This window comes from Bradyrhizobium sp. MOS001 (genome assembly GCF_004634465.1).
GTDB lineage: Bacteria > Pseudomonadota > Alphaproteobacteria > Rhizobiales > Xanthobacteraceae > Bradyrhizobium > Bradyrhizobium barranii.
In genome coordinates, this window is sequence record NZ_SPVJ01000004.1 from 87,022 (window position 1) to 110,814 (window position 23,793).

At 63.4% G+C, this 23,793-nt stretch carries 19 protein-coding genes; 11 read left to right on the top strand and 8 right to left on the bottom strand.

All coding sequences use genetic code 11. The annotated features are described in order from the left end of the window. Positions 1-27 precede the first annotated feature (27 nt). From CT676_RS08135 to CT676_RS08155, 5 genes are all read left to right on the top strand, one after another. Positions 28-924, top strand: a complete 897-nt coding sequence (locus CT676_RS08135) for an amino acid ABC transporter substrate-binding protein (protein WP_135214337.1) — start codon at positions 28-30, stop codon at positions 922-924. A 62-nt stretch (positions 925-986) separates the two neighbouring features. Continuing rightward, the gene (locus tag CT676_RS08140) at positions 987-1,781 is read left to right on the top strand and encodes an amino acid ABC transporter permease (protein ID WP_135214338.1); all 795 of its coding nucleotides are present in this window, start codon (positions 987-989) and stop codon (positions 1,779-1,781) included. Further along, complete coding sequence (locus CT676_RS08145; protein WP_135214339.1) at positions 1,778-2,470, top strand: amino acid ABC transporter permease; 693 nt, start codon at positions 1,778-1,780, stop codon at positions 2,468-2,470. The genes CT676_RS08140 and CT676_RS08145 overlap by 4 nt, the downstream gene beginning before the upstream one ends. Before the next feature lie 40 nt (positions 2,471-2,510). Beyond that, positions 2,511-3,278, top strand: coding sequence for an amino acid ABC transporter ATP-binding protein (locus CT676_RS08150; protein WP_063983835.1), 768 nt, complete (start codon positions 2,511-2,513; stop codon positions 3,276-3,278). 172 nt (positions 3,279-3,450) lie between these two features. Then, positions 3,451-4,926, top strand: coding sequence for an FAD-binding oxidoreductase (locus CT676_RS08155; RefSeq protein ID WP_135214340.1), 1,476 nt, complete (start codon positions 3,451-3,453; stop codon positions 4,924-4,926). A 20-nt stretch (positions 4,927-4,946) separates the two neighbouring features. On the opposite strand, the gene CT676_RS08160 is transcribed toward CT676_RS08155, so the two are convergent. After that, a complete protein-coding gene (locus CT676_RS08160; RefSeq protein ID WP_135214341.1) occupies positions 4,947-6,983 on the bottom strand; it encodes a molybdopterin-dependent oxidoreductase in 2,037 nt (678 codons plus the stop codon). 269 nt (positions 6,984-7,252) lie between these two features. Between CT676_RS08160 and CT676_RS08165 the strand changes: the two genes are divergently transcribed. After that, positions 7,253-7,528, top strand: a complete 276-nt coding sequence (locus CT676_RS08165) for a DUF3303 family protein (protein ID WP_038941960.1) — start codon at positions 7,253-7,255, stop codon at positions 7,526-7,528. Positions 7,529-8,019: 491 nt separating this feature from the next. Here CT676_RS08165 and CT676_RS08170 read toward each other — a convergent pair whose 3' ends face one another. Continuing rightward, on the bottom strand, positions 8,020-9,579 hold the full coding sequence (locus CT676_RS08170; RefSeq protein ID WP_135214342.1) for a carboxyl transferase domain-containing protein: 1,560 nt from the start codon (positions 9,577-9,579) through the stop codon (positions 8,020-8,022). After that, positions 9,509-10,483, bottom strand: a complete 975-nt coding sequence (locus CT676_RS08175; protein ID WP_085401976.1) for a helix-turn-helix domain-containing protein — start codon at positions 10,481-10,483, stop codon at positions 9,509-9,511. The genes CT676_RS08170 and CT676_RS08175 overlap by 71 nt, the downstream gene beginning before the upstream one ends. A 94-nt stretch (positions 10,484-10,577) precedes the next feature. On the opposite strand from CT676_RS08175, the gene CT676_RS08180 reads away from it, so the two are divergent. The 4 genes from CT676_RS08180 to glsA all read left to right on the top strand — a co-directional run bounded on the left by CT676_RS08180 (position 10,578) and on the right by glsA (position 16,241). After that, positions 10,578-10,799 carry an acetyl-CoA carboxylase biotin carboxyl carrier protein subunit gene (locus CT676_RS08180; RefSeq protein WP_135214343.1) on the top strand — a complete coding sequence of 74 codons (222 nt, stop codon included), beginning with the start codon at positions 10,578-10,580 and terminating at the stop codon, positions 10,797-10,799. A 167-nt stretch (positions 10,800-10,966) separates the two neighbouring features. Next, the gene (locus CT676_RS08185; RefSeq protein ID WP_135214344.1) at positions 10,967-12,130 is read left to right on the top strand and encodes a TAXI family TRAP transporter solute-binding subunit; all 1,164 of its coding nucleotides are present in this window, start codon (positions 10,967-10,969) and stop codon (positions 12,128-12,130) included. Between the two features lie 42 nt (positions 12,131-12,172). Next, positions 12,173-14,371: a TRAP transporter permease gene (locus tag CT676_RS08190; protein WP_244623110.1), complete on the top strand. Its 2,199-nt coding sequence runs from the start codon at positions 12,173-12,175 to the stop codon at positions 14,369-14,371. A 22-nt stretch (positions 14,372-14,393) separates the two neighbouring features. Then, positions 14,394-16,241, top strand: a complete 1,848-nt coding sequence (gene glsA / locus CT676_RS08195) for a glutaminase A (protein WP_135214345.1) — start codon at positions 14,394-14,396, stop codon at positions 16,239-16,241. A 15-nt stretch (positions 16,242-16,256) separates the two neighbouring features. On the opposite strand, the gene CT676_RS08200 is transcribed toward glsA, so the two are convergent. The 5 genes from CT676_RS08200 to CT676_RS08220 form a co-directional block, all read right to left on the bottom strand. Next, positions 16,257-16,559: a nucleoside triphosphate pyrophosphohydrolase family protein gene (locus tag CT676_RS08200; RefSeq protein WP_014495972.1), complete on the bottom strand. Its 303-nt coding sequence runs from the start codon at positions 16,557-16,559 to the stop codon at positions 16,257-16,259. Between the two features lie 26 nt (positions 16,560-16,585). Further along, a complete protein-coding gene (locus tag CT676_RS08205) occupies positions 16,586-17,113 on the bottom strand; it encodes a carboxymuconolactone decarboxylase family protein (protein WP_028146557.1) in 528 nt (175 codons plus the stop codon). A 95-nt stretch (positions 17,114-17,208) separates the two neighbouring features. Next, positions 17,209-19,446: a N,N-dimethylformamidase beta subunit family domain-containing protein gene (locus CT676_RS08210; protein WP_135214346.1), complete on the bottom strand. Its 2,238-nt coding sequence runs from the start codon at positions 19,444-19,446 to the stop codon at positions 17,209-17,211. 13 nt (positions 19,447-19,459) lie between these two features. Further along, positions 19,460-21,064 carry an ABC transporter substrate-binding protein gene (locus CT676_RS08215; protein ID WP_135214347.1) on the bottom strand — a complete coding sequence of 535 codons (1,605 nt, stop codon included), beginning with the start codon at positions 21,062-21,064 and terminating at the stop codon, positions 19,460-19,462. A gap of 20 nt (positions 21,065-21,084) precedes the next feature. After that, the gene (locus tag CT676_RS08220; RefSeq protein WP_244623111.1) at positions 21,085-22,476 is read right to left on the bottom strand and encodes an aspartate aminotransferase family protein; all 1,392 of its coding nucleotides are present in this window, start codon (positions 22,474-22,476) and stop codon (positions 21,085-21,087) included. 127 nt (positions 22,477-22,603) lie between these two features. Here CT676_RS08220 and CT676_RS08225 point away from each other — a divergent pair, with 127 nt between their 5' ends. Continuing rightward, positions 22,604-23,359, top strand: a complete 756-nt coding sequence (locus tag CT676_RS08225) for a FadR/GntR family transcriptional regulator (protein WP_135214349.1) — start codon at positions 22,604-22,606, stop codon at positions 23,357-23,359. Positions 23,360-23,793 lie beyond the last annotated feature (434 nt).

The following is a 23,793-nucleotide window of genomic DNA, read 5'->3' on the forward strand; positions in this document are numbered from 1 at the left end:
CTGACAAACGATGGGAAGGCAAGAACCATGAAGAAGCTCGTTCAGCTATTGGGACTTCTCCCGGCGCTCCTGGCTGTCAACGCAAGCCCGGCCGCGGCAGCCGACAGCCCGACGCTCGACAAGGTCAAATCCGGCGGCTCGATCACGATCGGCTACCGTGAGGCTTCGATACCGTTCTCGTACCTCGGGCCGGATCAGAAGCCGATCGGCTTCTCGCTCGATCTCTGCGCGGCGATCGTCGATCGCATCAAGGAGGAGCTGAAGTTGCCCAGTCTGAAAGTCAACTACACGCCGGTAAACTCCTCGAACCGGATTCCCCTGATCCAGAGCGGGACTGTCGACATCGAATGCGGCGGCACCGCCAACGACAAGAAGCGGCAGGAACAGGTCTCGTTCTCGGTCGCAACGTTCGTCAGCCAGCCGCGCTGGCTCGTCAAGGCCGCCAGTGGCGTGAAGACCGCCGGCGACCTGAAAGGCAAGACGGTTGTCGCCACGCAAGGCTCCAACGCGGTAGGTTTCGCGCAGAGCGTCAACGTCAAGGAGCAGCTCGGCCTCAACATCGTCCAGGCCAAGGACCATGCGGAATCTTTCCTCATGCTGAACACCGGCCGTGCCGTCGCCTTCATGGAGGACGATATCCTTCTCGCCGGGCTCAAGGCTGCGGCGCCGAATCCGGACACGCTCCTGTTCCTTTCCGAGGGTTACGCGAAGATCTACTATGGGCTGATGTTCACCAAGGGCGATGCCGGCTTCAAGAGGCTCGTCGACGACGTTCTCTCCAAGCAGATGGCATCCGGCCAATTCGAGAAGACCTACGCGAAATGGTTCACCAGGCCGATCCCGCCCAAGGGTGAGAACCTCGCATTCCCGCTCACCGATGAGTTGATGGAGCGGATCGCACATCCCAGCGATGCCGTCGACTGATTGACGGAGCTGATCGTCCCGGAAAGTCATCCTCGTCCGCACCTGCAACCCGGAGGCTCGCGATGTTCGGAGTGCTTTTTGAACAGGCGGCAGACGGCCAGCGCTATATCGACTGGCTTCTGTCGGGTCTCGGTTGGACCCTGGCTCTGGCCTTCTTCGGCTGGTGGATCGCATTCGGCATCGGCGTGTTCGTCGGCGTGGGCCGCACGGTCCAGAATCGTTTCGTCTCGATTCCGGCCCGGCTCTACGTCGAGATATTCCGAAACATCCCTGTCCTGGTGCAGATGTTCCTCTGGTACTTCGTTTTCCCGGAGGTGGTGCCGACCGCGCTCGGAAATGCCATCAAGCAGATGCCGCCGCCTTGGGCATCGTTCTTCCCGGCTCTCCTTTGCCTCGGACTCTACACGGCGTCTCGGATAGCCGAGCAGGTCCGGGCCGGCATCGAAGCGCTTCCTAAGGGGCAGATCGAGGCCGCCAACGCTCTCGGCCTCAGTGGCTACCTCACCTATCGGTACATCGTCGTGCCGCAGGCTCTGCGCCTGATCGTGCCGAGCCTCACCAGCGAGGTGATGGGAATATACAAGAACACCTCCGTCGCACTCACGATCGGCTTGATGGAGCTCACCGCACAGGCGCGCCAGATCAGCGAGGCAACGTTCCAGACATTCTCGGCATTCGGCGCGGCGACGATCATCTATCTTTGCCTGGCGCTGGTTGCGTATCAGATCATGACGCTCATCGACAAGGCCGTCAGGATTCCGGGGAGCGCCCCGGTGAAGCTCACTGCTGAACAGGATCTCGCCGCCGACATGCAGCAAGGCAGCGCTCTGCCTGGCGCCATGGAGACCGTGAAATGAATACCCTCGATTTCTCGATCGTCGCGCAGTCGTGGCCTTATCTCTGGTCGGGCCTGCTGTTCTCGCTTTCGCTCACGGCGGCCGCATTCGCCATCGGCATGGTGCTCGGAACCTGTCTTGCGCTGGTACAGCACTTCGAGGTCCCGGTGTTCGCGCAGATCGTCCGCGGCTACGTCGCGATCATCCGGTCGATCCCGCTGATCCTGGTTCTCTTCTGGTTCTTCTTCCTGGTGCCGATCGTGCTTGGGCACCTGAGCGGCAGCGGCCGCCCGATTCCGATCGGGGCGACCTACACGGCGTTCATCACCTTTGGCTTGTTTGAAGCCGCCTACTACTCCGAGATCATCCGCGTCGGACTGCGGGCCGTGAACAAAGGTCAGTTCGAGGCCTGCCAGGCGCTCGCGCTGTCGACTTACGACACCTATCGCCATGTCGTTCTGCCGCAAGTCCTTCGCGTGGCGAGCCCGATCATCCTGAGCCAGACGATCATCCTGTTTCAGGACACGTCTCTCGTTTACGTGCTGTCGTTGACGGATCTTCTGGGCGCGGCTTCCAAGCTCGCTCAGCTCAATGGACGTCTCGTCGAGATGTACCTCGTCGTCGCGGTGGCCTACCTCGTCATCAGCTCGGCGGCCTCCCAGTGCGTCGCCACCCTTCGCAAGCGATATGGCCTTGCCACGGCACGATGATCATCGGGATACCAAACGGCCTCGTATTCGGGAGACGAACATGCCTCAAGCGACTGTCAGCAATGCCACGCAGCCCAATGCAATCGTCCTCGTCGAGAATGTGATGAAGCGATTTGGCGCATTCAATGCGCTGAACGACGTCAATCTCAGGGTCGGCAAGGGCGAGAAGATCGTCCTGTGCGGTCCTTCGGGCTCCGGCAAGTCGACGCTCATCCGGTGCATCAACCATATCGAGAAACACGACGGCGGCAGGATCGTCGTCGACGGTGTCGAATTGAGCAACCGCATGGCCGACATCAACAGCGTGCGCTGCGAGGTCGGGATGGTCTTTCAGAGCTTCAACCTCTTTCCGCACCTCACGGTCGCCGAGAACTGCATGCTGGCTCCGATGAAGGTTCGCGGCATCTCGCAGGCGGAAGCGCGCGATCGCGCACTCGGCTTGCTGCGGAAGGTCCGCATTCAGGATCAGGCGGACAAGTATCCCGCACAATTGTCGGGTGGCCAGCAGCAACGCGTCGCCATCGCGCGGGCGCTGTGCATGCAGCCCAAGATCATGCTGTTCGACGAACCGACGTCCGCTCTCGACCCCGAGATGGTCAAGGAAGTGCTGGACACCATGGTCGAGCTGGCGCGAGATGGAATGACGATGGTCTGCGTGACGCACGAGATGGGATTCGCCCGCGAGGTCGCCGATCGGGTCGTCTTCATGGATCGCGGAAGCATCGTGGAGGAAGCGGATCCGGAGACATTCTTCCGGGCTCCGCGCACGGAACGGGCCAAGGGTTTCCTGAACCAGATCATCCACTAGGATCCCGCTCGGCCGAAACCAAGCGCCGTCGGTGACGGGCACCTGCTCGAGGCGTTCGTCCACCGTCCCCCGCTTCGAGACATATTGCCATTAGACTCCCCGCCGCAAACGTGGAGAATGTCCCCGCACGTTACGTGCGCAGTGCACACCAAGATGCGCCAGGGGAAACAAAATGCCGGCTGCCTTCCCGTCGTCCCTACCCACCATCCCGACCGCTCCTTTGACCGCCCGGATGCGCGACGCGTTGCGCGCGATCGTCGGCGAGAAGGGCCTGATCGAGGACGAGCACGGCAAGCAGCCGTTCGTGACGGATTGGCGCGGATTGCTGGTTGGCGGCGCGGGCGCCGTCGCTCGTCCTGGCAGCACCGAGGAAGTCTCGAAAGTGGTCCGGCTTTGCCACGAGCACGGCGTCGCGATCGTGCCGCAGGGTGGCAACACCGGTCTGATGGGCGGGGCCACGCCCTGGCCGGCGCACACCGGTATCGTGTTGTCGCTCGGCCGCATGAACCGCGTGCTCGACGTCGATGCCGTCGGTTACGCGATGACGGTCGAGGCCGGCTGCGTTCTCCAGACGCTTCAGGAGACCGCAAGCCGTCACGACAGGTTCCTGCCCCTCAGCCTTGGTGCCCAGGGCTCATGCATGATCGGCGGCAATCTGTCGACGAACGCCGGCGGCGTGCAGGTGCTGCGCTATGGGAATGCCCGCAATCTCGTCTTGGGGCTCGAAGTCGTGCTGGCCAACGGGGACGTCTGGGACGGACTGCGTGCGCTCAAGAAGGACAACACGGGCTACGACCTCAAGCACCTTTTCATGGGCGCCGAGGGAACGCTGGGCATCATCACGAAGGCCGTCCTCAAGCTATGGCCGGCGCCGAAGGATGTCTGCACGGCGTGGCTGGCGATCCGCGATCCGCGCGCAGCGCTGGAGATCCTGTCCGAAGCCCATGCGGCATCAGGGGACAATGTCGGCTCCTGCGAGCTGATGAGCCGCAGCGCCATCGACATGGTGCTGCGCCATATTCCCGGCACCCAGGATCCTCTCAAGGCGGACACGCCATGGTACCTCCTGCTTGAATGGTCGTCCTCACGGGCCCGGCAGGACGGGACCGAGGGCATGACCGAGAAGCTGGAGCAGTTTCTCGCCGATCAGCTCGAGGCCGGCCGCGTGCTCGACGCGGTGATCGCGCACACCGGAAATCAATCGCGCAACATGTGGCGCATCCGGGAAAGCGTCGCCGAGGCCTCCCGTGCCGAGGGGCCGGGACTGAGCTACGACGTGTCGGTGGCCATCTCCAGGATTCCCGGGTTCATCGACCAGGGGCTCAAGGCCGTGTTCGACATTCTCCCGACCATTCGCCCCTACCCTTTGGGGCACATCGGCGACGGCAATCTGCATTTCTCGTTCATGGGCCCCAAAGGCATGGATCAGCAGACGCCGACCCAATATTCGTCCGCCATCACGCGGGCCGTGAACGATCTCATCACCTCCATGGGCGGCTCGATCTCGGCGGAGCACGGCATCGGCATCGACAAGCTCGACGAGCTCAGTCACTACCGCTCGAAGACCGAGCTCGACATCATGCGCACGATCAAGCGCGCGCTCGATCCGCAGAACATCATGAATCCGGGCAAGGTGCTGCGGCTGTGATCGACGCCGGATAGCCTCGTCTACAACGATGCCTGCCTTCGCGCGACCTCCACGCGGGCGCCGTAGTCGGACTGGCCAACGGAGAAGTGAAAAAGACTGAGAGCGTCTCCGGTCAGGACCGCGTCGCCGGACGTGAGATGATTGAGGCCAACCCAGCCATCGCGCATCCAGACCACCCCGGGCTTGACGTCGTCGGTGACGCAGGCCTTTGCCGCGAACTCGCCCCGCTGATTGTAAATCCTGATCGCATCCCCGTTGCTGAGCTGACGCGCCTCTGCATCCACCGGCGATATCCAGAGTTGCGGGGCGACATTGTGCTTTGCCAATGCCGGGAGAGCCTGGCCCTCGTCATAGAACGAATGAAAATGCGTCAGCGTCCTTCCGAAGCTCAGCGACAACGGATAGGGCGAAGCCTGGTCGCCGCCGTGCACCGGAAGTGGCGGAAGCCCGAGCCTTGCCGCCTGCGGCGAGCAGAATTCGATCTTCCCGGACGGTGAATCGAATTTCCGATCCGCATAGGCGACCGCGGGCACGTTAAGAGGCAAAAAGCCACCGGCAGCGCGCAGCGACGCAACAGTCGCATGGCCGGTTGTCGTGTCATTCAAGATGAAATCGATCACCTCTTCGATCGACGCCCACGGAAAGAAGTCAGCAAGCCCGAGGGAGTCTGCCAAAGAACTCAGGATTTCATAGATCGGGCGCGTCTCTCCCTCCCGCTCCAGTGCACGCTCCATCAGATAGAGGTGCGTGTTCGTCACCTTAAATCCCAATTCCTCGACCCAGGCGGTTCCAGGCAGCAGCACATCGGCGAAACGCCGCGCCGTTTCATTCATGAACAGATCGACGCAAACGACCAGACCCGTCTTGTCGAGACCATGGGAGATTTCACCGGCGTCCGCGAAGGACGACAGCATGTTGGTCCCCAGCAGGAGCAAAACCTTGAGCTGCCCGTCTGACAAGGCCTTTGCGATGTCGGGCATTTGATTGGCAACATAATTGCCCGGCGCGCGCGTCACACCCGTATTCAGATTGCACATGGCCGCACTGTGGGCGCCATGACGTGGGCCGAGACCGCCGCCTGCAACCCCAAAATTGCCGGTCAACGCCGGCAGACAGCTGATCGCACGCGCCGCGTGCCAGCCGTTGGCACTCTTGTGCATGGAGCTGCCGCCGAGAAGGATCATGGCTGGTCGCGTGGACGCGTACGCTCTCGCGAACGACGCAATCTGGCCCTCCTCAAGACCGGTCTCGGCCGCTGCCCAGGCCGGCGTGAAGGGCAGAACGTGAGACGACAATTCCGCGAAGCCGACGGTATGCGCTTCGATAAACTCAGAGTCATAGAGCTTTTCAGTGACGATGACGTGCATGACGGCCAAAGCGAACGCAGCGTCCGATCCAGGGCGGATCAGGAAAACTTCATCCGATTGAGCCGCCGCTTCCGTTCTCCTTACATCGATCGTGATGACTTTTGCCCCGCGACGCCGAGCCGCGACGATATGACGGGCGGTATTGGGCTGACTCGAAATGTTCGCGCCCCAAAGCACGATCATGTTCGAGTTCTCAGCCATATCCTCCTTGGTATTGACCTTGAGCGCGCCCGTCAGACCCACTCCAAAACCGCCAAGCCCCCAACAGACCATTGCAGGATGCCAGTTCTGGCATCCATACATATGCGCGAAACGCTGCATCAACTGCACCGTCACGGCACTGCCCACGGTGAAGCCGCCATGCCCCGCCCATAGACCCACCGCCTCGGGTCCAGCCGACCGCATTCGCTTCGCCATGAAATCCAGCGCCTCGTCCCAGCTTACGCGGCGCCAGATGTCGGTGCGGCGATCGTCGCGAATCTGGGGGTAGAGCAGTCGCTTCGGATTGCCGAAGATCTCGCTGGTCGCGCGCCCGCGAACGCAAAGAAACCCGGCACTGTCCGGATTATCCTTGTCTCCGCTCAGCGTCTTGAGCCGACCGCTCTCGACCTCAACCTGCATTCCGCAAAACGTCGGGTGGCAGTTCATCGGACACATGGTGCGGACGATCTTCGCATCGACAGCCGACATGAGCGAGCCCTCCCGGTCTCATTCCCGAGATGATCTTATCAGAGACGGGATAGGTCGGCAGCCCCAATGAGTTCCCCGTTCGCGCCGCTACGGCCGTATCGTCATGTTCTCCGGCGGACGCCGGTGACACACGACCAAGTCCGCTACGGCGCCTCCATCGCACTAACCCACGGCTTCATTCGCCGTTGTTATTCGACACGCCAGCGCTATTGTGCGCGGGCGGCGCAGCCGCGGCATTCATCCAATAATTCAGATTATGGGAGAATCGCATGAAATTCATTACAACCTGGAGTGTACCTCAAGGCACCTTCAATGCAGCCGTCAGCCGCTTTCTGGAAACCGGCGGAGCGCCACCCGAAGGCGTCAAGATGCTGGGCCGGTGGCATGGCATGAACGGACAGGGATTTGCGATCTCTGAATCGAGCGATCCAAAGGCGATGTATCGCTGGCTCGCACAGTGGGCTGACCTGCTCCCATTGACCGTCACCCCCTGTCTGGAGGATGGCGACGCGGGCGAAGTGATGGCCTCGCTGCCCAAGCGCTAATCGTCAATCCTCATGTCGCTGCCGCTGAAGACCGGCGGCAGTGACATCCCCGGCAGGTCTAAAATGTCGATCTGTCCGGCCGAAGGCGTGGCCGTTTCCGTGGCGGCTTACAACGAATGTGTTTGCGGGTATTTCGATAGGGCCGTCAGTGACGGCCGCGATTCCTTTAGCGCTCAGGTGGCGGGCGTGGAATCACCCATTGCTCGAGGCGATCGATTGATGCCTCCCGTTCATGCTGGCCCAGCCAAACCGTAAAGAGAACCAGCGCGGCGGCGAGAGCCCCGATGCCGAAATACAGGTTCCTCATGCGCGTTTGAATGCACAGCGCCGGAAATGGTTCCACGCATCACGACTTGCACCGCGCCGCTCCACGAGGAGCGAAGCGACGAAACAATCCAGACGGCCTCCGCGGGTAAAGTCTGGATTGTTTCGCGGAGCCCGTCATCGGGACTTCGCTTCGCGCGCCCCCGGTTGCTCGCCATGACCGCAACCTACGGCCTGATCGAAAAGTTCTCCGGCGGCCCCGCCTTCCGCAACGGCTCGGCCAGCCTCGCGAACTCGCACAGCAGCGACCTTGTCTTCCTGGGATCGATGATCTCCTCGACCCAGAATTTTTCGGCCGAGCGGAACGGCGAGCGCAGCTTGTTCAGCCGTTCCTGGATCTCGTTGAGCTTGCCCGCCTTGTCCTCGGCCGCATCGATGTCGGCGCGGTAGGCGGCTTCGATGCCGCCTTCGAGCGGCAGCGAGCCCCAGTAGGCCGAGGGCCAGGCGTAGCGGATCGAGAAGCGGTCGGCCGGCTGATGCACCACGCCGGCGACGCCGAAGGCGTTGCGGAGGATCACGGTGCACCAGGGCACGGTGGTCTGGTTGACCGCGGCCATGGCGCGGACGCCGTGGCGGATGGTGGCCGCCTTCTCAGCATCGAGGCCGATCATGAAGCCCGGGCAGTCCATGAGATAGACGATCGGCAGGTGGAAGGTTTCCGCGAAGTCGACCCAGCGCACCACTTTCTGGCACGCATCCGCGGTCCACGAGCCGCCGTAGTGAAAGCTGTCGCTCGCAAGCACCATCACCGCCCTGCCCTCGAGCCGGGCGAGACCGACGATGATTGGCTTGCCGAAATTCTTGGCGACCTCGAAGAACGAGCCCTTGTCGACGACCGATTCGACGATCGGCCGCATCTTGTAGACCTGCTTGCGGTTGCGCGGCACCGCATTCATCAGGGCTTCTTCGGTGCGCTCCGGATTGTCGGTGCAGGGCAAGGTCGGCGGCAGTTCGTAGACCGATGACGGCAGATAAGAGAGGAAACGCCGCGCGCAGGCGAACGCCTCTTCTTCCGTATCGACGGCGTGATCGACCGCGCCGGCGCGAGTCTGGATGTCAGCGCCGCCGAGCTCCTCCCTGGTGAGGTCCTGCCCCAACGCCTTCACCACCGGCGGCCCCGCGACGAACATCGCGGACTTCCGGGTCATGATGGAATAGTGGCTGGCGGCAAGGCGCGCCGCGCCAAGGCCAGCGACCGAGCCGAGACCGAGCGCGACGACCGGCACGCGCGACAAATTCTCCGTCGTGAAGCGATACCAGCGCGTGCCGCCGATGCCGCCCGGCAGATTGGCCGCGCCCTTGGTCTCGATGGTCTTGACCGAGCCGCCGCCGCCGGAGCCCTCGATGATGCGGACGATGGGCAGACGGAAGTCGTGCGCCATCTCCTCCGCCATCAACGGCTTGGCTGAGATCGACGCATCGGCCGAGCCGCCGCGGACGGTGAAATCGTCGCCGACCACGACGACCGTGCGGCCTTCGACGCGCGCGCGGCCGAACACGCAGTTCGCCGGCGTCAATTTCTGCAACTCGCCGCTGGAATCGTACTCACCGATGCCGGAGACGGCACCGATCTCGTGAAAGCTGCCGCTGTCGATCAGTCTGTCGATACGCTCCCGAACAGTCAGTCGGCCCTGGTCATGCTGACGCTTGACCTTGTCAACGCCGCCCATCTCCCGCGCGAAGGCTTCGCGCCGGGCGAGCTCGTCGAGTTCCGGCTTCCAGTTCATTCACTCCCTCCGAATTGATCGGCTTGTTATTGTTATGCACGGCCATTGCGACCGGTTTGCGCGAGATGCGGTTGTTGAAGACGTCGCCTTCCGCGCCCTCCATCAGGCTTCCGAGCGAGCGGCCGAGCGCGACCATCAACGGCGCGACTTCCGCATGCAGACGTTGCTCGTCATACATCGACGACAACAGCCCGATCGTGATGACGACGAAGGTCTGGTATTGCGGCGACCAGATCGGCACCGCGAGGCCGTTGATGTGCGGGCTCCACAGGCCGCAGGCCGTGACATAACCGCGCTCGAGCAACGACTGCCTGTTGGCCTCGATGCGGGGCCGCAGGATCTTTGCAGCTTCGGGCGCTTCCCGTTCCATGTCCGTAATGAAGGCATCGCCGACTTCAGGCGCTAGCGCCGCCGTGTAGGCCGCGCCCGCGGCCGTCGAGGCCATCGAGATGCGGCTGCCGGTGCCCTCGTGCAGGCCGAGCGCCGAGGCCGAGCGCGCGAACTGGAGATAGACCAGATGGAAGCGATCGGGGACGACGAAGCCGACAGTGCCAGGCAATTGCTCGGCGACTTCCTGGAGCCGCTGCCGGATCATGCTGCGCAGCTGCGCGCCCTTCATCATCGAGGCGCTCATCGCCACCGCGCTCGGACCGATGCGATACTTCTGGTCGCGCGGCAGGTACACGAGTTGCCCCATCCGCGTCAGCGTGTGCGTGAGCCGCGACACCGTCGAGCGCGGCAGGCCGCAGCGATTTGAAATCTCGAGATTGCCGAGTCGGGCCTCGTGGCCCTCGAAGCATCGCAACACGTCGAACGCGCGCGACACCACCTGGATGACATCACCCTCGCCGGCATCGCCAGCGAGCGCACCTTGCCTGCTTAACCGCTCCGATCGTCGTCCCATGTTCCCTACCGTTCGTTCCGCTCTGCGGAATTAAATTCCACTTGCAGACGACGCTACCTCAGGCATTTTGCGACGACAACAAAAAGGCGATGGCATGCCAGAAATTAAGATCGTCACGGAGGTCGCGGGTCGCATCTGCGCAACTCCCGTGCAAGTTGGAGGAACCGTTGCGGATGGCGATGACGTTGTAGTCGTCGAAGCCATGAAGATGGAGATACCTGTGCCCTCGCCCGCGAGCGGCACGATCAAATCGCTGCTCGTCAAGCTCGACGACGTCGTCGCCGAAGGACAGGCGATCGCGATCGTCGCGAACTGACTGCATTATCCGTGGCTTCCGCGACAATCTGTCTGCCTCATCGCCGCGTTCGCGGTACGGCGTTGCCATCGCCTGATCGCGATGACATGATCCGTTTCAAACAAAAAACTGTTTCAAACAAAGAATGAAACTCTTCGCGGCAAACGCGAGGATCATTGGAGGGAAACATGCTTCGTGGGCTGACCATGCTCGCGCCTGCCTTGGTTGCGGGCATTTCTTTTGCGTCTACAAGCTATGCAATCGCCGAAGACATCAAGCTGCCGGCGACATTGACGTTCACCGCCTATGACACCGGCACCGCCGGCTTCAACATCGCGGTCGGCGTCGGCAAGATGATGAAGGACAAATACGGCACCGATGTGCGCGTGCTGCCCGCAGGCAACGACGTCGCGCGGCTTGCACCATTGCGCGCCAAGCGCGCGGCGTCATCGGCGATGGGATCGGGTACCTATTTCGCGCAGGAAGGCGTGTTCGAGTTCGGCTCGAAGGAATGGGGCCCGCAGCCGCTCCAGATCATGCTCTCGAGCGTCGATTGCAATTGCGGTTCGCTTGGGGTCGCAGCCGATAGCGGCGTGAAAGATCTGAAAGACCTGAAAGGCAAGCGCGTCGGATTCGTGGTCGGCTCGCCCGCGCTGAACCAGAACTCGCTCGCGGTGCTCGCCTTCGCAGACCTGACGCAGAAGGACGTCAAGGTCGTCGAGTTCGCGAGCTACGGCGCGATGTGGAAAGGCCTGATCAACAACGACACCGACGCCGCCTTCGGCACCACCATCACCGGCCCTGCCAAGGAAGCCGAGACCTCGCCGCGCGGCCTGGTCTGGCCGCCGCTTCCCGCCAAGGACAAGGAAGGCTGGGCGCGGATGCAGAAGGTCGGTTCGTTCTTCTTCCCGCAGACCGCAACCTGCGGTGCCGGCATCACGCCGGACAAGCCGATCGAGCTCGGCAACTACCCCTATCCGATCTTCGTCGCCTATGCCTCGCAACCGGCCGACCAGGTCTATGCGATGACCAAGGCGATGACCGTCAACTACGACGCCTACAAGGACTCCGCGCCCGGCGCCGGCGGGCTCGCCGCCGACCGGCAGACCAAGAACTGGGTGGTGCCCGTGCATCCCGGCGCGGTGAAGGCCTTGAAAGAAGCCGGGCAATGGTCTGATGCGCAGGACGCGCACAACAACAAGCTGTTCAAGCGTCAGGACGTGCTTGGCGCGGCGTGGGCGGATTACGGCAAGTCCAATCCGCCGTCGGACGAAAAGGCCTTCCTCGAGGGATGGATGAAGGCGCGCGCCACGGCGCTGGCCAAGGCCGACATGCCGAACGGGTTTGACTGACCGTCAAGCTGACTGCCGCAGAACTGTTTGAGGAGAGCGCCGATGTCAGAGACTGCGGCAGCGCCGGCGACGAAGGTTGAGTTCGCAGATCCGCATCTCGGCGCCGCCGCCGATCTGCAGGAAGCCGAGGTCACGCGCGTCCGCACATTGAAGGGCGCGTGGCGCTGGGTGCTGATGGCGGCCACCGCGGCCACCATTCTGTTGTGTGTGAACCAGCAATTCTCGCTGCGCTTCTTCATCGACTACACCCAGCTCAACACCGAATATTTCTACCTGCTGATCGCGTTGATGCTCCCGTTCACCTTCCTGATCTTTCCGGGATCGGAGAAGGCGCCGCTCGACCGCATCCCCTGGTACGACCTGCTGCTGTTCGCCGCGACCTTCGGCTCGGCGATCTGGCTGATGCTCAACATCCGCAAGGCCGCGCAATTCGGCTGGGAGTTCGATGGCGCGCCGAGCAACGTCATCGCCGCCGGACTCGTGATGTGGTTCGTGCTGATGGAGGCGCTGCGGCGCACCGGCGGCTGGAGCCTGCTGCTCAGCGTGCTGCCCTTCACGCTCTATCCGCTGTTTGCGGACTCTTCCTGGCTCGGGCCGTTCCGCGGCACGCAATCGACGCTGGCACAGACCACGTCCTATCACATGCTCTCCGGCGAGAGCCTGCTCGGCATTCCCATCCAGGCCTTTGCCGACACCGTGATCGGCTTCCTGGTGTTCGGCACCGCGCTCATGATGACGGGTGCGGGAAAGTTCTTCATCAACATCGCCTTTGCGATGTGCGGCACTTTCCGCGGCGGCGCGGCAAAAGTCTGCGTGTTCGCCTCCGGCCTGCTCGGCACCGTCGGCGGCAGCATCGTCTCCAATGTTCTGACCGCCGGAACGATGACGATCCCCGCGATGAAGAAGACGGGGTTCACGCCGTCCTATTCCGGCGCGATCGAGGCCTGCGCCTCGACCGGCGCCGTGCTGGCCCCGCCCGTGCTGGGCGCCACCGCCTTCGTCATGGCGCAGTTCATGAACACCGGCTATGCCGACGTCGCGCTCGCCGCGACCATCCCCTCGATCCTCTATTATGTCGGCCTGTTCGCGCAGGTCGACGCCTATGCCGCCCGCCACAAACTGAAGGGCCTGCCGCGCGCCGAGCTGCCGCGCTTCTGGGACGCTTTCAAAGAGGGCTGGTACTATCTCTTCGTGATCGTCGTGCTCGTGGTGATGCTGCTGTACTTCAAGCGCGAGAGCCACGCGCCGTTCTATGCCTCCGTGCTGCTCGTGATCCTGCATCAATGGTCCGGGCCGGCGCGCTGGAGGCTCGGCAATACGCTGGTGCTCGCCGGTTCGATCGCGGCAACGGCTACGATGTTTTGGTTCGGCGTGCTCAACGCCGCGCTGTGGGGCATGTGCCTGCTGGCCGCGCTGAACGAATTCTTCCCCGGCAAGAACTGGGGTGGCGCGCGCTGGCTGCATTTCCTCGAACTCAACGGCAAGACCTTCGTCGAGCTGATCGCGATCCTCGCCGGCTGTGGCCTGCTGATCGGCGCCTTCTCGCTCACCGGCGTGATCTCGAGCCTCGCCAACGATCTGCTCAGCATCGCCGGGGGCGATGCCTTCCTGCTGCTGATCATGTGCGCCATCACCAGCCTGATCCTCGGGCTCGGGCTGACCACGACCTCCTGCTACATCTTCCTGGCCATTCTGGTGGCGCCGGCGCTGGAGAAGCTCGGGCTGAACAAGATGGCCGTGCACATGTTCATCTTCTACTGGGGCATGCTGTCCTCGATCACGCCGCCGGTGGCGATCGCCTCCTTCGCGGCGGCCGGCATCGCCGGCGCTCCCGCGATGAAGACGGGCTGGGAGAGCATGTGGGTCGGCAGCATCATCTATTTCATCCCGTTCTTCTTCGTGCTCAATCCGGCGCTGCTGCTTCAGGGCAGCAACCCGTATCTGGAGGCATTCGGGCTGACCGGACTTGCCTGCTTCGGCATCGTCTTCATCTGCGGCGGCATCCAGGGCTACCAGGCTTTTGTCGGCGACCTTCGCGGCGCCGGCCTGATGGAGTGGCCTTTGCGGGTGCTGCTGGTGATCGGCGGCTTTGTCGTGGCCACCCCGGGCGGCGGGATCATGCCGCTGTCGCAGATGCAGGTCACGCTGCTGGGCCTCGCGATCCTCGTGCCCACGGTTTTGATCGCCCTGCTGCTGGTCCGGCGGCAGGCCGTGGTGCCGGACGGGTTGCGCGTGCCCTGATTGCGTTGCACAAAGACAGGCGATGACAACCCACTCGCCTGCCGCCTCCGCCTGGACCCGCTCGAAGCCGCCTTTGCTGCGGTTTCTCGGCAATTGTCTCAACGAATTCTCGGCCGAGACCTCCGGCGCCGTCGCCGACTACATCCCCGAGCTGAGCAAGGCCGACCCTGCCCATTTTGGCATCAGCCTCGCGACGCTGGACGGCCATGTCTACGAGGTCGGCGACAGCCGGGTGCCCTTCACCATCCAGTCGATGTCAAAGCCGTTCGTGTTCGCGCTGGCGCTGGACCTCCTGGGCGCCGGCCGCGTCGAGAGCGCGATCGGCGTCGAGCCCTCGGGCGATCCCTTCAACTCGATCCGGCTCAATTCCGAGAACCATCCGTTCAACCCGATGGTCAATGCCGGCGCGATCGCCTGCACCGGGCTGATCTATGACAGCAAGGGCACGGACGCCTTCGAGCAGATCCGGCTCGCGCTCAGCCGCTTTGCGGGGCGCGATCTCGCCGTGGACGAGGCCGTTTACAGCTCGGAGAGCCAGACCGGCGACCGCAACCGCGCCATCGGCTACCTCCTTAAGACCAATGCGGTAATCTCGGACAATGTCGCGGGCGTGCTCGACGTCTATTTCCGGCAATGCGCGGTGCTGGTCACGGCGCGCGACATCGCGGTGATGGCGGCGACGCTCGCCAATCGCGGCGTCAATCCGGTCACGGGCGAGCAGGTGCTGACGCCCTACGCCATCTCGCGCACGCTGTCGGTGATGACGTCGTCGGGGATGTACGACTACGCCGGCGAATGGATCTACCGGATCGGCATCCCCGCCAAGAGCGGCGTCGGCGGCGGCATCCTGGCCGCACTCCCTGCCCGGCTCGGGCTCGGCAGCTATTCGCCGAAGCTCGACAAGCACGGCAACAGCGTGCGCGGCATCAAGGTCTGCGAGGCGCTGTCCTCGCATTACGACCTGCACATGCTCAACCGCAGCGACGATGCGCGCAACGCCGTCATCGCCGACTACGACATCGGCAAGAGCCCGTCGCGGCGCGTGCGCCGGCCGCAGGAGCGCGAGATTCTGGCCGGGCATGAGCAGGAGGTGCGGGTCATCGAGCTGGTCGGCACGCTGTCGCTGTCGGCGGTCGACTATGTCTCGCGCAGGCTGGCCGGACAGCCGCGGCCGCAAATCGTGATCTTCGATCTCCACCGCGTCACCTCCACCACGCGCGCCGGGGCGCGGCTCGTGGCCGAGGCGTTCGAGGAGCTGGCGGGGCTGAACGTGACCGTCGTACTGTCGGGGGTCAGGCGTGCGTCGAAGGAATGGGACAGCCTGCGGGAATGGACGGCGGAGCTGAAGAACGTCCGCGACTTCTATTTGCTCGACACCGCGATCGAATGGGCGGAAGACCAGATCGTCTACCGCTATGGCGGCTCGATCGATTTCCACGAGACCACCGAGCTTGCCGAACAGCCGCTGCTATCAGGCATGAGCGAGGAAGAGCTGACCGACCTCGCCTCGATCTGCACGATCCGGACCTTTCCATCCGGGGCAAAGATCATCATGACAGGCGACCCCGCCGATTTCCTGTTCTTCCTGCGCAGCGGCGCCGTACATGTCACCCTGCCCGACGGCGTGCGGCTGGCGACGCTGACCGCCGGTATGGCCTTCGGCGAGATGGCGCTGCTGGAGCCGACGCGTTCGGCCGATGTTTTCGCGGACATGGCGGCGACCGCATTCGAGGTGCCGCTGAAGGATTTCGAGCGCTTCCGCAAGCAGCACCCGAGGGCCTCCGAGCGCATCATGCGCAATCTGGCGCAGCTCCTCGCCGACCGCCTGATCGTCGCCAATGCCAAGGTCGACATTCTGACGTCGACGTAAGCGCGCTGATCCGGGTCAGCGGCTCGCGGCTTCGCTCAGCCGTCGCTTGATCTTGGCCGCGCTCGCCTTGAGCAATTCGGATGGCTGCTGGCCGGTCGCGGCGCACAGGCACGCCCAGTAATAGATGACGTCGCCGAGCTCATCGACGAGGCCCGCCTTGTCGAGCCAGTCATCACGCAGCAGCTTCTTGATGTGGTCGGCGACCTCGCCGGATTCGCCGGCGAGGCCGAGCCCGAGATAGGACAGCCGCTCGTTGGACGGATGCTCATCGACTTTCGCAATGCTCGCGGCCCAGACCGCGTATTCATCGATCGTCATCGGCAGACCTCGCCACAGTTTTTGGATCAGCCCACCACTTCCGTGACAGGCTGGAGATCGATTTCAAAAGTCTCCAGAAATTTCGAGGTCATGATATAGAAGCCGACCGAAAGCTGGAGCTCGACCAGCGCGGCCGGTGTCAGCTTCGATGCGATCGCCTTGAACGTCGCATCCGTCGGCTTCTTCAGCTTCACGATCTCGTCGGTGAAGGCGAGTGCGGCGCGCTGCACCTCGTTGAAGCAGGTCGCGGCCTGCCAATTCTCCAGCGCTTCGTTCTGCTCGTCGGTGACGCCGACATTCTTGCCGATGCGCTTGTGCGCGACGATCTCATACGGCGCCTCGCACAAAATGCCGGTGCGGGTGATCGCGAGCTCGCGCACGATGGGATCGAGCTCACCCTTGTGGCGGATGGCTCCGCCGAGCCGGCAGTACTGTTCAAAATAGCTCGGCGAGTGCGCCATCATGCGGAAGATGTTGGCGTTACGGTTCTTGTCGAGAATTTCGCGGGTGCGGTCGGACGCCTTGAACGGGTCGCTGTAGTTGATGCGGGCCATCAGTCACCTTGGGTCTTGGTCTTGTTGTCGTTTTTTCGAGCAGAGGTCCCAAGAGTATTCTCGCACCGGCCCAAGAGCAACATCGTCGCGTGAGGTCATCCCCCTTGTGCGGGGGCCTTCGGCACCGGGAATGGCGTCGAATCGGCGAAGCGCCTGACGATGTTGGTCACCAGCAGGGCTGCCACGTTGTTGTAGCCGTCGACCGGCAACGCGCCGATGAAATTCATCGAGCCGACGGAGAACACCGCACCGCCATTCGGCGTCTCGAAAAAGGTCAGGTCGGAGCGGATGATGTCCTCGCGCGATGCCGGCCATGTATGGTCGTAGCGCTCTTCGTTGACGGGCTGATAGGTCGGATCAGTGAGGACTGCGCGGCCGACGATGATCGCATGATGCGGGGTGCCAAGGCGCGTGTCCGCCCGATCCAGCTCGTGACCCGCTGCGCCGCCGCCCATGAAGCCGCGCTCGCCAAGCTTGGCACCGGGCTTCGCCAGATCCTCGATCCCCTCGCGCATGAAGGCGACGCGGGAATCGAGAATGCCGTCGAGGAAGGTGTAGGGGAAACCCATATACTCCCCTTGCGTGCTGAAGCCGACGCCGACCAGCGCCTGCGGCGGGCGGCCGAGCCGACGCCAGAGGCCGCCATAGGACCCGTCGAACGCGTGATAGCTCTCGCCGGGCAGCGTTTCCCAGAGCCGGATGCCGCCCTCGGCGCGGCGCAGCTCGAAAGCCCAGGTGCCTGTCGCATGCGGCACCACTTTCCAGTAGAAGCCGTTGCCGCCGAGATACATGAAGCGGCCGCCATTGCCGAGATAGGCGCCGAGCGCGTCGAGCGTCTCATGGGTGTGATATTCCGGATGCTGCCCGGTCAGAACCACAGAATATTTGGACAGCAGATCGACGCCTTCGGCATGGACGTCGTGATCGGTGATGACTTCGAAGTCGATACCCTTGCGGGTCAGCAGATCGGTGATGGCGCTGTCGGCGGAGATCCAGTAGAGGCCGGAACCGTAGTCGCTGGGATCGACCAGATGGATCTGGTTCACACGCTTGTCGATCAGCGGCCGGCGCATCGTCGACATCACCACGCCGCTGCCGTCAGAGTGGAAGTTGTAGGGCGAGACGCCGTACTCGGGATGACCGTCCGGCGCCTGCGCCAGCGCGCCCCAGGCCAGCGAGCGCTCCGTGATCAGGGCTTGCCTGCCCTTCTTCTGATACTGGCTGTAGACCGTGTAACTGAAGGTCGGCGCGAGAAAAGCCACCTTGGCCTGCGATCCCGGTATCCGGGCGCGGACATAGAAGACGATGTTGTCGCGCGTGCCATCCTTTTCGAGATGCAGTGCGTAGACGCCGCTCTTCCAGTCCTCCGGCACGGTGAAGGTCAGCGACGGCTGCCAGCCGGAATCGCCGATATCGTCGTCGTGGAAATGGATCGCACCCCAGAGCTTGGGTTCTTCTGTCCAGCGATGCGTCACGCCGCCGGTCCAGCGCGACCCCGTCATCGCGCGCGTCGGCAAATTGATGCAGGTGCCGTGCGCCTTGGCAGCGCCGATATCGGTCGCGGAGTCGGTCGGAATGCCGATGGAAAAATCCCATTCGGCGATGGACGGAGCCGCCGTTCCAGAAGCCTGCACGGCGATGATGCCGTCAAGGCCGGTGCTGCCATCGGTGATGCGCGGCCGTTCGATCTTGCCGTTGAAATGGTGGACTACGCCCCGGCCTGCGCGCTCCGCTGCAATCGCCGCCGCCCCCGTGCCGGCCAACGCGCCCTTTGGCGCGCTCAGCGATTTCGTCGCGCACTCGTCGCGATCGAGCCTGATCTTGCGCGGTGCCTGTGCGATCGCCAACGATCCGGTTGCCGGGTCGAACACGCACGCGATGTCGTGCCACGCCCGCTCGGTGAGCCCGACGCCGGTCTCGACCTCGATGGTGCCCCCGCCGGTCACGAGCCGGACGAAAGCGCCCGCCTTGCCGACGCCGAGCGTCATTGAGCCGCATGCGCCGGCCCAATTCAGAACGGCCTGCTGGCCCGCGGCGAGCAAGGTCGGCCAGACAGTCGCGGCAAAGGCGATCGGGCCCGCCGGCAGCGTCAGCGCCGATACATCGACCCATGAGCCCTTGGCGATGGTCTGCTCGATGCCATCGTGCTGGCCTTCCAGGTCCCACTTGACCGGAATCTCGCGATAGCCTGGTCCCCTGGGATTCGGGTCGCCACAGATGATGCGGGCGATCCGCGCCGAATAGCGGCCGCCGCCCTTGACCGCAATCATGAAGTTGATGTCGTCGCCGGAGCGCACGCTCCAGCGGTCCGCATAACCGGTGATCGGAAGCATCGAAAATCCCTCTTCAGGCGCCGCGCACGTTCCAGAACAACGGCAGGCCCTTGAGCATGCCCGTCAGGCTCTTCTTGTAAGCCGTCGGCTGATAGAAGACACCAAGCGGAACATAGGGAACATCGATGAAGCACTGCTGCTGCATCTCGACGCCAATCTTCGTCTGCGTGGCGGCATCGGGCGCGGCGAACCATGCATCCCGGAGCTGCTCCAGCTTCTCGCTCTTTGCCCAGCCGAAGGTCGCCTTGTCACCGCTGCCGCGGATGAAGTTATGCGCCGAGGGGTTCAGCTGCGTGACGCCCGCAGAATAAGTGCAGAAGGCGCTATATCCGCCCTTGTCCGGTGTGTCGCGGTTGCCCATGCGCCGCAGCATCGAGCCCCAGTCCATCGCTGCGTAGTCGACATTGAGACCGAGCTTGCGGAACAGATCGGCCGCGACTTCGCTCATCTGCCCGATGACAGGGAAATCGCCCGGCGCCATCAGCAACACTTTCTCGCCTTTGTAGCCGGCGTCCTTGATGGCTTTGGCCGCGGCGGCGATATCCCGGGGGCCGTTCAGCGCGTCCATGCCGGCATCGTTTGCCATGATGCCGCCGGGCGCGAAGAAACCGACCTTGTCGCGCCAGAGACCGGTGTCGTCGCCCGCAACCGCGGACATGAATTCCTTCTGGCTGATGGCGGAGAGCACCGCGCGGCGGATGGCCGGGTTGTCGAACGGCGGCTGCGTATGGTTGAAGCGCAGCACGCCGACATTACCGATGGGGTCGAGCAGTTCGACGGTCAGCGTCTTGTTGCCCTTCAGCTTCGGCAACAGGTCGACGATGGGCTGATCCCACCAGTCGATCTCGCCCTGCTGAAGCGCAGCCGCGGCCGTCGCGGGGTCCGGGATGACCTGCCACTCGACCCGGTCGAAATGTGCGATCTTCGGACCGGCGAGCAGGCTCGGCGTACCCTCGGGGCGCGGCACATACCCATCGAAACGCGTGTAGACCAGCCGCGCGCCGGGCACGTGCTGATCGGCCTGGAATTTAAACGGACCGGAGCCGATCAGCTCCTTGACCGGCGTAACACTGTCCGTCTGCGCAAGACGCTCCGGCATGATGAAGGCGATGATGGCGCCGACCTTGCCGAGCGCTTCCGGCAACAGCGGAAACGGAGACTTCAGACGCCAGCGCACGGTCTTGTCATCAGGCGCCGAGAGTTCGTCCACCAAATTGAAGAGCGAATTGCCGAAAGCATCGCGCGCGGCCCAGCGTTTCAGGCTCGCCACCACATCCCGCCCGCGTACAGGCTCTCCGTCGTGGAATTTCAAGCCGTCCCGCAACGTCATCGTCCAGAGCTTGCCGTCGTTCTCGACCGTGTGGCCGGCGACCATCTGCGGCTGAACCTGGAATTTCTCATCCACGCCGTAGAGCGTGTCCCAGATCAGGAAGCCGTGATTGCGGTTGACGAGGCCGGTCGTGATCATCGGATCGAGGATGGCCGCATCGGCCTGCGGCACGAAGCGCAGCACGCGCGAACCTTGCGCGCGGGCCAGCCGCGGCATCGCAAGACTCGAGCCCAGGGCGACGCCGAGACCGGCGCCCAGTGTGGATCGGAGCAGGTCTCGACGGCGCATGCTATGGTCTCCTCAAGGGGTTACGCAGATGGACGTGTCTCGGCAAGCTTGGCTTCGGCGCTGAGCAAGGTCCGCGCGAACAGGTCGAGCGCCTCGTCAACTCCGGCTTCGTCGATGATCAGCGGCGGGCAGAACCCGATCGTGTCGCCCATCGCGCGGATGATCAGGCCATTCTCGATTGCGAGCGCATCGAACATCGCGCCGACCTTCAGCGCGGGATCGAAGGCCTGCCGCGTCGCGGGGTCGGCGACCAGCTCGACCCCGATCATCAGTCCCTCGCCCCTCACCTGGCCGACGATCCGCGAATCCCGCGCGATCTGCTCCAGTCCGGCGCGGAGCCTCGAGCCCATGCGGCGGACGTGCGGCACCACATCCATCTCGTGATAGATCTTCAGCGTTTCGAGCGCGATCGCCGCGCCGACCGGATGTCCGGAATTGGTAAAGCCGTGGCCGAACAGCTCGCCGCCCTTGTTCATCTCGCTGAGCGCGTCGCGGATCGGACGGCCCAGCAACACGGCCGACATCGGGAAATAGGACGAGGTGATGCCCTTGGCGAGCGCCACCATGTCCGGCTTCATGCCGACCGTCTGGCAGCCGAACCAGTTACCGGTGCGGCCGAAGCCGCAGACCACCTCGTCGCCAAGCACCAGGATGTCGTGACGGCGCAGCACCGCCTCGATCTCAGCGAAATATCCCTTTGGCGGCACGACGATGCCGCCGCCGGCGTTGATCGGCTCGGCAATGAAGGCTGCGATCGTATCGGGACCCTCGGCCATGATCATTGCTTCGAGATCGGCTGCGAGCCGGCCGACGAACGCCGCCTCGCTCTCACCGGGCCTCGTGCCGCGATAGGCATCCGGGCAATGCGTATGCAGGAAGCCGTCGAGCGGAAGACCGAATTCGCGGTGCATGCGGGGCAGACCGCACATCGAAGCAGCAACGATCGTCGAGCCATGGAACCCGCGATCGCGGGCGATGATCTTGCGCTTTCCGGGCTTGCCGTGAACCGCGTGATACACCCAGGCGAGCTTCACCATCGTCTCGGTGGCTTCCGAGCCTGACGTTGCGAAATATGCTTGAGCATCCGGGATCGGCGAGATCTCGACCAGCTTCTCGGCGAGGTCGATCGTGTTGTCCGGCGTCTTGTGATTGAAGCTGTGATAGAAGCCGAATTTGTCGTAGGCCGCCGCTGCTGCCGCTTTCAGGCGCGTCTCGGAAAAGCCGAGCGAGGTACACCAGAGCCCGGCCATCGCTTCCAGATAACGCTTGCCGTTCGCGTCAAAGACATGGACGCCCTCGCCGCGCGCCATGATCACCGGTCCGATTTCTGCATGTCGCTGGGGGTTGGTCTGCGAGTGCAGATGGAACGCGATGTCACGCGCCTCGGCTGAATTCGGCTTGCTGTCGAACACGCGCGCAGCCTCCATCGTCCCACCGACAGAGTATTCCCAACCCCGGTCGCGCGAAACTGGACAGTCCAAATTGGTCTGACCAGCTTGGCTTTCGAGCGGCAGCTTGTCAAACTCAAAAAAAGGACTGATGAGCACGAAGATGTTGCAGGATCCCCCGTCCAAGCCTGAACGCAGCTTCGAGATCGTTGCCCGGCGCATTGCTGCAATGATCCAGGCGAGTTACCGGATCGGCCAGCGCCTGCCGGCAGAGCGCGATCTCGCGAAGACGTTTGGCGTGTCGAGGCCGACGGTGCGCGAGGCCATCCTGTCGCTGGCAATGGCCGGCATGCTGAAGGTGCGCAGTAACAGCGGCGTCTATGTGATCAGTCGTCAGGAGGCACCTGACGTGCACGTGCTCGAAGGTTTTGGGCCATTCGAGAACCTGGAGGCGCGCCAGCTGATCGAACCGCAGATCGCGGCGATCGCGGCGCAGCGCGGCTCCGAGGCCGCCTTCGCGCAGCTCGCCGAAGCGCTCGCGATGATGCGCTGGGAACATGCGCAGGGACGCGAGGCCGACACGTCCGACCACCGCTTCCACATGGTGCTGGCCGAGGCGACCGGGAACGGCGCGCTGGTGTCGATCAGCGACTCGCTGTGGCGCGCACAGACCGAGTCCGGCATCTGGCAGGAGATTCACAACCACATGCAGATGGAGGACTACCGGCCCATGTGGCGCAGGGATCACGAGGCCATCTTCGAGGCCGTTCAAGCGAGGAACCCACGCAAGGCGAGCCACGCCATGACGCGTCACCTCACCAACATCAGGGATGCGCTGATGGAGGCTTCGAAGGCCAAATCGATGGCCACAAAGAAACCCGCGAATTCTCGCGGGAAAATCCGATGATTTGTCGCGATTGAAGAAAGTTGCCGCAAACCCTGTGCTTCGCTACCGCAACAGCAACATCATCGAGTCAAAATGCCGCCGCATTGCTGATCGACCTTGGCACAGTCGATATTCGCCGTGTGGGGACAAATCACGGTGAATACTCGCAAGGGGTGTTCCGAGTAAAAACAATTGACCGTCGGGTGTGCAGTGCGCGCAACGATGAGTCACGCCCAAGTCTAGGGAGAATAGGCATGAAGGAAGCCACCAAGGGGGCGGCCTCGGGAGCGCTCGCGCATATGCTGGCGGTGACGGCGATGCTCGTCATCGCCAGCATCTTGTTCTACGGGCGTTAGCAAAAGAGTTGCGTAGAGTGTTTTCGTCATTCCGGGGTGGCTCTCGCACAGGCCAGGCCCAGAATCCCGTTCCAGGCTCGGTCCCTTGGACCGCCCCCG

What these genes read in the sequence shown, in the direction of transcription:
- CT676_RS08145 (WP_135214339.1), top strand. Translation starts at nt 1,778, where the DNA reads ATGAATACCCTCGATTTCTCGATCGTCGCGCAGTCGTGGCCTTATCTC.
- CT676_RS08160 (WP_135214341.1), bottom strand. Translation starts at nt 6,983, where the DNA reads ATGTCGGCTGTCGATGCGAAGATCGTCCGCACCATGTGTCCGATGAAC.
- CT676_RS08175 (WP_085401976.1), bottom strand. Translation starts at nt 10,483, where the DNA reads ATGGGACGACGATCGGAGCGGTTAAGCAGGCAAGGTGCGCTCGCTGGC.
- CT676_RS08135 (WP_135214337.1), top strand. Translation starts at nt 28, where the DNA reads ATGAAGAAGCTCGTTCAGCTATTGGGACTTCTCCCGGCGCTCCTGGCT.
- CT676_RS08205 (WP_028146557.1), bottom strand. Translation starts at nt 17,113, where the DNA reads ATGGCCCGCATCAACTACAGCGACCCGTTCAAGGCGTCCGACCGCACC.
- CT676_RS08155 (WP_135214340.1), top strand. Translation starts at nt 3,451, where the DNA reads ATGCCGGCTGCCTTCCCGTCGTCCCTACCCACCATCCCGACCGCTCCT.
- CT676_RS08215 (WP_135214347.1), bottom strand. Translation starts at nt 21,064, where the DNA reads ATGCGCCGTCGAGACCTGCTCCGATCCACACTGGGCGCCGGTCTCGGC.
- CT676_RS08170 (WP_135214342.1), bottom strand. Translation starts at nt 9,579, where the DNA reads ATGAACTGGAAGCCGGAACTCGACGAGCTCGCCCGGCGCGAAGCCTTC.
- CT676_RS08210 (WP_135214346.1), bottom strand. Translation starts at nt 19,446, where the DNA reads ATGCTTCCGATCACCGGTTATGCGGACCGCTGGAGCGTGCGCTCCGGC.
- CT676_RS08165 (WP_038941960.1), top strand. Translation starts at nt 7,253, where the DNA reads ATGAAATTCATTACAACCTGGAGTGTACCTCAAGGCACCTTCAATGCA.
- CT676_RS08185 (WP_135214344.1), top strand. Translation starts at nt 10,967, where the DNA reads ATGCTTCGTGGGCTGACCATGCTCGCGCCTGCCTTGGTTGCGGGCATT.
- CT676_RS08180 (WP_135214343.1), top strand. Translation starts at nt 10,578, where the DNA reads ATGCCAGAAATTAAGATCGTCACGGAGGTCGCGGGTCGCATCTGCGCA.
- CT676_RS08200 (WP_014495972.1), bottom strand. Translation starts at nt 16,559, where the DNA reads ATGACGATCGATGAATACGCGGTCTGGGCCGCGAGCATTGCGAAAGTC.
- CT676_RS08190 (WP_244623110.1), top strand. Translation starts at nt 12,173, where the DNA reads ATGTCAGAGACTGCGGCAGCGCCGGCGACGAAGGTTGAGTTCGCAGAT.
- CT676_RS08140 (WP_135214338.1), top strand. Translation starts at nt 987, where the DNA reads ATGTTCGGAGTGCTTTTTGAACAGGCGGCAGACGGCCAGCGCTATATC.
- CT676_RS08225 (WP_135214349.1), top strand. Translation starts at nt 22,604, where the DNA reads ATGAGCACGAAGATGTTGCAGGATCCCCCGTCCAAGCCTGAACGCAGC.
- CT676_RS08150 (WP_063983835.1), top strand. Translation starts at nt 2,511, where the DNA reads ATGCCTCAAGCGACTGTCAGCAATGCCACGCAGCCCAATGCAATCGTC.
- glsA (WP_135214345.1), top strand. Translation starts at nt 14,394, where the DNA reads ATGACAACCCACTCGCCTGCCGCCTCCGCCTGGACCCGCTCGAAGCCG.